6 protein-coding genes are annotated in these 6,223 nt (G+C 33.7%); all 6 read left to right on the top strand.

The window, feature by feature from the left end:
• The coding region (gene hisS, locus Q0K80_RS06200) for a histidine--tRNA ligase (RefSeq protein ID WP_294604421.1) at window positions 1-799 on the top strand (799 nt) is incomplete at its 5' end.
• A 2-nt stretch (window positions 800-801) separates the two neighbouring features.
• Complete coding sequence (gene aspS, locus Q0K80_RS06195) at window positions 802-2,652, top strand: aspartate--tRNA ligase (RefSeq protein WP_294604419.1); 1,851 nt, start codon at window positions 802-804, stop codon at window positions 2,650-2,652.
• A 164-nt stretch (window positions 2,653-2,816) separates the two neighbouring features.
• A complete protein-coding gene (locus Q0K80_RS06190; protein WP_294604418.1) occupies window positions 2,817-4,301 on the top strand; it encodes a PRD domain-containing protein in 1,485 nt (494 codons plus the stop codon).
• Window positions 4,261-4,725 (top strand): PTS sugar transporter subunit IIA, encoded by a 465-nt coding sequence (locus Q0K80_RS06185; protein WP_294604417.1) that lies wholly within the window; start codon window positions 4,261-4,263, stop codon window positions 4,723-4,725. The genes Q0K80_RS06190 and Q0K80_RS06185 overlap by 41 nt, the downstream gene beginning before the upstream one ends.
• Before the next feature lie 79 nt (window positions 4,726-4,804).
• On the top strand, window positions 4,805-5,749 hold the full coding sequence (locus Q0K80_RS06180) for a ketose-bisphosphate aldolase (RefSeq protein WP_294604416.1): 945 nt from the start codon (window positions 4,805-4,807) through the stop codon (window positions 5,747-5,749).
• Between the two features lie 18 nt (window positions 5,750-5,767).
• Entirely contained in the window at window positions 5,768-6,220 is a 453-nt protein-coding gene (locus Q0K80_RS06175) for a PTS sugar transporter subunit IIA (protein WP_294604415.1), read from the top strand.
• Window positions 6,221-6,223 lie beyond the last annotated feature (3 nt).

The raw sequence follows: 6,223 nt of genomic DNA, 5'->3' as shown, positions 1-6,223 counted from the left end.
GCATATTAATACCTTAGGAAATGCTAAGGTTCGTCAGGACTATCATGACGCTTTAGTTAATTACTTTACACCTTTTAAAGATCAGCTTTCAGATGACTCAAAAAGGCGGTTAGAAAAAAATCCTTTACGTATTTTAGATTCCAAAGATGAACAGGATAAGCAATTTTTACCTGGTGCTCCAAGAATAATTGACTATTTAGATGAAGAATCAAAAGCAAATTTTGATCAGATTTTAGAAATGCTGGATCAATTGGACATTAACTATGTGATAGATAATGACTTAGTTCGCGGACTTGATTATTATACTGGCGTAATTTTTGAATTTATGGTCGAAGATAAAAGTATTTGGGAATCTGCCTCAACCATTTTAGGCGGTGGTCGTTATGATAACTTAGTTAAGGAATTTGACGGACCAGCCACACCCGCTGTTGGTTTTGGTATCGGAGAAGAACGGTTAATGCTGGTATTACAAAAACAAAATCCTGCTCTTTTTGCAGATCAAGGCATTGATTTCTTCATTACTAATATCGGTCAAGAAACACAAATAAAGGTTGTTGAAATTGCCCGTTTATTGCGCAAAAACGGACTAAAAGCTCAATATGATGTTGACCAAAAGAAATTAAAGGCTCAATTTAAGAAGGCTGACAGAGCAAATGCAAAATTTGTTATTACTCTTGGCGCCAAAGAATTATCCGACGGAGTTTTAAATGTTAAGCGTCTTGCTGATGGGCAAACTTTCAGGTTCAGTTTTGGTGATCTTGAAAATATGAATGCAGTAATGAAACAATTAAAGGAATAAAAATGAAGCAAGTAGAAAAAAGAACTGATTATTGTGGTAATATTACCCCCAAATATCTTAACCAAGAAGTAAATTTATATGGTTGGGTTCAACGGGTGCGTAACCTGGGTAACTTGGTATTTATTGATTTACGCGATCGTGAAGGTATAGTTCAGATAGTCGTTAACCATGATTCGGGTCAAGACTTGATGACTACCGCTGACGCACTGGGAAATGAATTCGTTATTCAAGTTAAAGGAAAAGTAGTCAAACGCTCCAATATTAACCCAGATATGAAGACTGGAGAAGTTGAAGTTGATGCTCAAGAAATCATTATTTTGAATAAAGCAAAGAACCCACCTTTTGAAATAAAAGATGATGTTGAAGTTGCTGAACAAACCAGATTAAAATATCGCTATTTGGATTTACGTCGACCAAGCTTGCAAAATGCGATCATTTTGCGTTCCAAAATATTGCAAGCCACGCACGAATTTTTTGATCAAAACGGTTTTATCGATATTGAAACACCAATGTTAGGAAAATCCTCCCCTGAGGGAGCGCGAGACTATTTAGTTCCCTCCAGGATTTATCCAGGTAGTTTTTATGCATTACCGCAATCTCCTCAACTTTTCAAGCAGTTACTGATGGGAGCTGGCTTTGATAAATATTATCAGTTGGCAAGATGTTTTAGAGATGAAGATTTGCGCGGTGATAGACAACCCGAGTTTACTCAAATTGATATGGAAACGTCTTTTACTGATGAACAACAGGTGCAGGACTATACCGAGGGCCTGTTAAAGAGAATTATGAAAGATGTAATGGGGATTGAATTAAAAACGCCAATTGCGCGCATTTCTTGGACTGATTCAATGAACAAGTACGGCACTGACAAGCCTGATATTCGTTTTGGTATGCTGATTCACGATTTAAGCTCTGTGTTTAAAAATAGTGCTTTCAAAGTATTCTCTGGTGCCATTGCCAATGGTGGTTTTGTCAAAGCAATTGCAGTTAGAGGCGGCGCACAAAAATATTCCCGTAAACAAATTGAGAAAAAGCAAGACTATATTAAGCGCTATCATGCAAAAGGTCTGGCTTGGGTTAAATTTGAAGATGGAGAATTTTCCGGACCTATTTCGCGCTTTTTAACTGCTGAAAATAAATCCGCACTAATTAATGAATTTGAGCTAAAAGGTGGGGAATTAGTAGTATTTATTGCTGATAAATGGAAAGTTTGCTGCGATTCACTTGATCATTTGCGTCGTGAGTTTGCCAAAGAAACTGATATTATACCTAAGCACATATTCGATTTTATTTGGGTAGTTGACTGGCCATTATTTGAATATGATGAAGGCTTCGGCAGATGGATTGCTGCACATCATCCTTTTACAATGCCTGATGACGAAGGTATCAAGCTTCTTGATACTGAACCGCATAAGGCTCATGCGCGTAGCTACGATATTGTTATGAATGGTGATGAACTTGGTGGGGGTTCAATACGTATTCACAAACGGTCAATTCAGGAAAAAATGTTTAAGGCTCTCGGTTTTACCAAAAAGCGTGCCTATGAACAATTTGGTTATTTGTTAGAGGCCTTGGACATGGGATTTCCTCCTCATGCTGGTCTTGCCATTGGGCTTGACCGGTTTGCGATGCTTCTTGCAGAAAAAGATAATATTCGTGATGTACTGGCATTTCCAAAAAACACTAATGCATCTGAACCAATGATGCATGCTCCTGCACCTGTATCTGATCAGCAGTTAAGTGATTTAGGCATAGTTGTTGAAGATAAGTATTATGATGATGTTGCAAAGATTGAAGCTAAATTAAGAGCACAGGCTGAAAAAGACGCTGCCCAAAATACCACTTGGGATTAGTAAATTTAAAATATTTTTTAATTAGAGCACAAGAGCTGTGAAGAAATTTTCACAGCTCTTGTGCTTTTTTATTTGTCCTCATTAATTTTTACTTGGGGACATTTTCTTATGATGTAGCGCTTTCATAAACTTATATAATAAAAAATGTCGGAAGGAGAAAAGGAATGGTTAAAGATTTGAATCAGTCCATAATCAACTATTTAAAAGTAAATCATGGTTTCAATTCTTCGGCTAAAATTTCACAAGAGTTACACGTCTCACGTAAAACAATAATTAGGAGGATCGATCAGTTAAATAAAAATTTTCCAGAAAAAATAATTGTATCAAAAAGAAGTCAAGGATTTGAGTTAGTTTATCAAAATTATTTAAAGTACGAACACAAGAATTCAACTACACTATCACAAATTAATGAACGTCAAGAAAATATTTTAACCAGACTTTTGATTGCCTCTCCTAAAGCAGTTTCAATAACGGATATTATTAATAGTTTATACGTTAGTGAAGCGGTGATTCAAAGTGATGAAAAAATGATTACTGCGAAAATTAAAAAATGGAATTTGTCATTAGTCCGCAAACAACGCTTTTTAAGCATCAAAGGTACCGAAAAGAATATTAGAAATGCCATTATTGAAGTTGTTTTACATGTTAATAACACAACAGAAATTAGTAGTTTACGAAATAGCATTGGAAAATATGATGATAAAGATTTTGATTTTGCATTAGAGCAATTAAAATTTGCCGTGAAGTCTTTAAATAATAATCTTCCATATCCCTATAATATTAATTTTTTTACGCATATTTATATTCTTTTAAACAGAGCCAGAACCTATAAGTCAGTAAATTATTCAGTTGAATCAAAATCAAGCATAAAAAGAAAATCGCGGGAAAATCCGGAAATTTTTAAGATATGTCAAAAAATTATTCAAAATATCGAAAGTTATTTAAATGTACAGCCTCTGTCATTAGAGGTTGAAACATACTATTTATTCGAGTACCTGATTTCATCGCGATTAAGTGATAAAAAATGTGAAATAACATCCGATGATCATAAATTAGCGGAGCAAGTTTCTGAAAAATACATTACTTTAGTTTCACAATTTTTAAAAACTAATTTTAGCAAATACATATTAAATGATATCAAAAATCATATTTTTTCAATGATTATTCGTTTGAAAATGCAAGTTTCATTACCAAATGCTTTATTAAATGATATTAAATTGGAATACAAGCCAGTCTTTGTAGCTACTAAATTGGCTTCTGAACAAGTAAGTCATAAATTTAATTTACCAACAATTTCTGATAATGAAACAGGCTTTATCTGTCTTTACTTTGTTAAGTATTTGGAAGCTCAACCAGAAAGAAATAAGAGAGTACGTGTTTACATTATTTGTACTACAGGAATTGGCACATCAGAAATAATCTCGGCCAAAATAAGAAAATTAATGCCACAATTAAAAGTTATCGGATTAGGTTCCAGTTTTGAGATAGAAGACATATTAAAAAAATATAAAAATATTGACTTAATAATAAGTACAGTACCAATAACGATCAAGACTAATGTACCTGTTGAGTTGGTCAGTGCCTTTCTAACAAAAGAAGATGAAAAAAATGTCAGACAAGCAGTTCTCAGAATTCAAAAACAACAATGATTTTTTTGTAAAAATGAATATTCACCAAAAAATAGGAAAAAAAGACCTTTTTTCTCTTATATCACAAATTGTTGCATTTAAAAAAGGAATGTCACAGGTTGAGATTTTGAAAAGTATGCAAACGAGAGAAAAACTTAAAAATACTGCTTTTGGTCATGGCATAGCATTTCCTCACATTATTTTAGAACAGGAGGTAATACCTAGTTTAATAATTTGTAAGTTGACACCAAAAATAGATGAATGGAAATGTCCAGACAATACGGCTGTAAACACTTGTTTAGTTTTGGTAATCAGCCGGAAATCTAAAAGCAATGATCAGAGAATCAAGAGAATGACTAAAATATTTCGCAAATTTGCGAATAAAAAATTCGTTATCAGAATAAGTCAGTGTCAGACAGCACAAGAAATCGAAAAATATCTATAAAGGAGAAAAAGTTATGAAAAGTGGACCATAAAAAGTTTGTTTTTCAGATAATATAATTTATTAATTTTTGGAGGTAAAAATGGTTTTAGTAACAGGAAAAAGATTATTAGATGTAGCTCATAAAAATCACTTCGCAATACCAGCATACAATGCAGGGTCGGGACAACTTTTCACAGCAACTCTGGAAAAATGTATCGAAGATCAAACGCCTTTTATAATGGCAATTCATCCAACTGAATTGGCATTTCTGCGTGATAACTTTGTAGGACAAGTTTTACAGGGTATCAGTAAAACTGATTTACCAATTGCTTTGCACTTAGATCATGGTGCTACTTATGAAGATTGCATACACGCTATTCATCTCGGTTTTACCAGTGTTATGATTGATTGTTCTATGAAGCCATATGATGAAAATGTAGCTATTACCAAAAAAGTAGTTGAAGCAGCTCACGCTACTGGAATATCAGTTGAAGCTGAAATTGGAACAATAGCTAATACTGGATATGACGTCAATGGCCATTTGACAAATGATGTGCATTACACCACACCTGAAATGGCAAAGGACTTTGTTGAAAAAACCAATGTCGATTCCTTGGCAATAGCAATAGGCACTGCTCATGGTCTTTATCCAAAAGATGTACAGCCTAAATTAAAACCAGAAATTGCCAAACAAGTTTCTGAGGCTGTAGATGTACCATTGGTTTTACATGGAGCCTCAAATAATCCTGATGATAAAATTCAAGAAGCTATTGAAAATGGCATTAATAAAATAAATATCTCAAGTGATATCAAAATTGCATTTGCAACTGGTTTGCGGCACCTACTAGACAATAGTGATCCTAACGAAATGCGTGAACCAAAACTAATGTTTCCTGAAGCAATGATTGAAGAACAAAAAGTAGTGCATCATAAGAATGAACTTTGCAAGGCAGTCAATACAACTCATTTATATTTTGAGCATGAAGAACCGGTTGAAGTACCATACAAAGTAGAAAACTTCCAAACCGAAACATTTAAAGCATAAAAATATTTGGTTTTACATATGGAAAGTATTACATCTGTTTTAGATCCTAAGGTTATAAAGATTGGCCTTAATGCTAAAAACAAGCATGAGGTTATAGTTCAATTAGCGGAACTGTTTAAAAAAGCCAATTATATTGATAAAGTTGATCCTTTTGTCAAAGATATTTACTTACGAGAAAGAGAAGGGCTAACCGGAATTGGACAAGGTATAGCAATTCCTCATGGAAAAAGTGATGATGTTAAGCATATTGGCGTTGCTATTGGAATTTTGAGCCAGGGCATTGAATGGGAATCATTAGATAACGAAAAAATTAGGATAGTGATTTTGTTTGCTGTAAGCAATGATACTGATTCAGCAAAAAATCAATTAAAATTATTGTCAATATTTGCTGGCAGATTAGGACATAAGCAAGTTGTTGACAAATTAAAAAAGGCTCAATCCGTTCAGGAAGTGATTGATGCTTTTAAATAATAA

Origin of the sequence: uncultured Lactobacillus sp. (assembly GCF_945290125.1) — a bacterium.
Classification (GTDB): Bacteria; Bacillota; Bacilli; order Lactobacillales; family Lactobacillaceae; genus Lactobacillus; species Lactobacillus rizhaonensis.
This window is presented reverse-complemented; position numbering and strand designations above follow the sequence as displayed.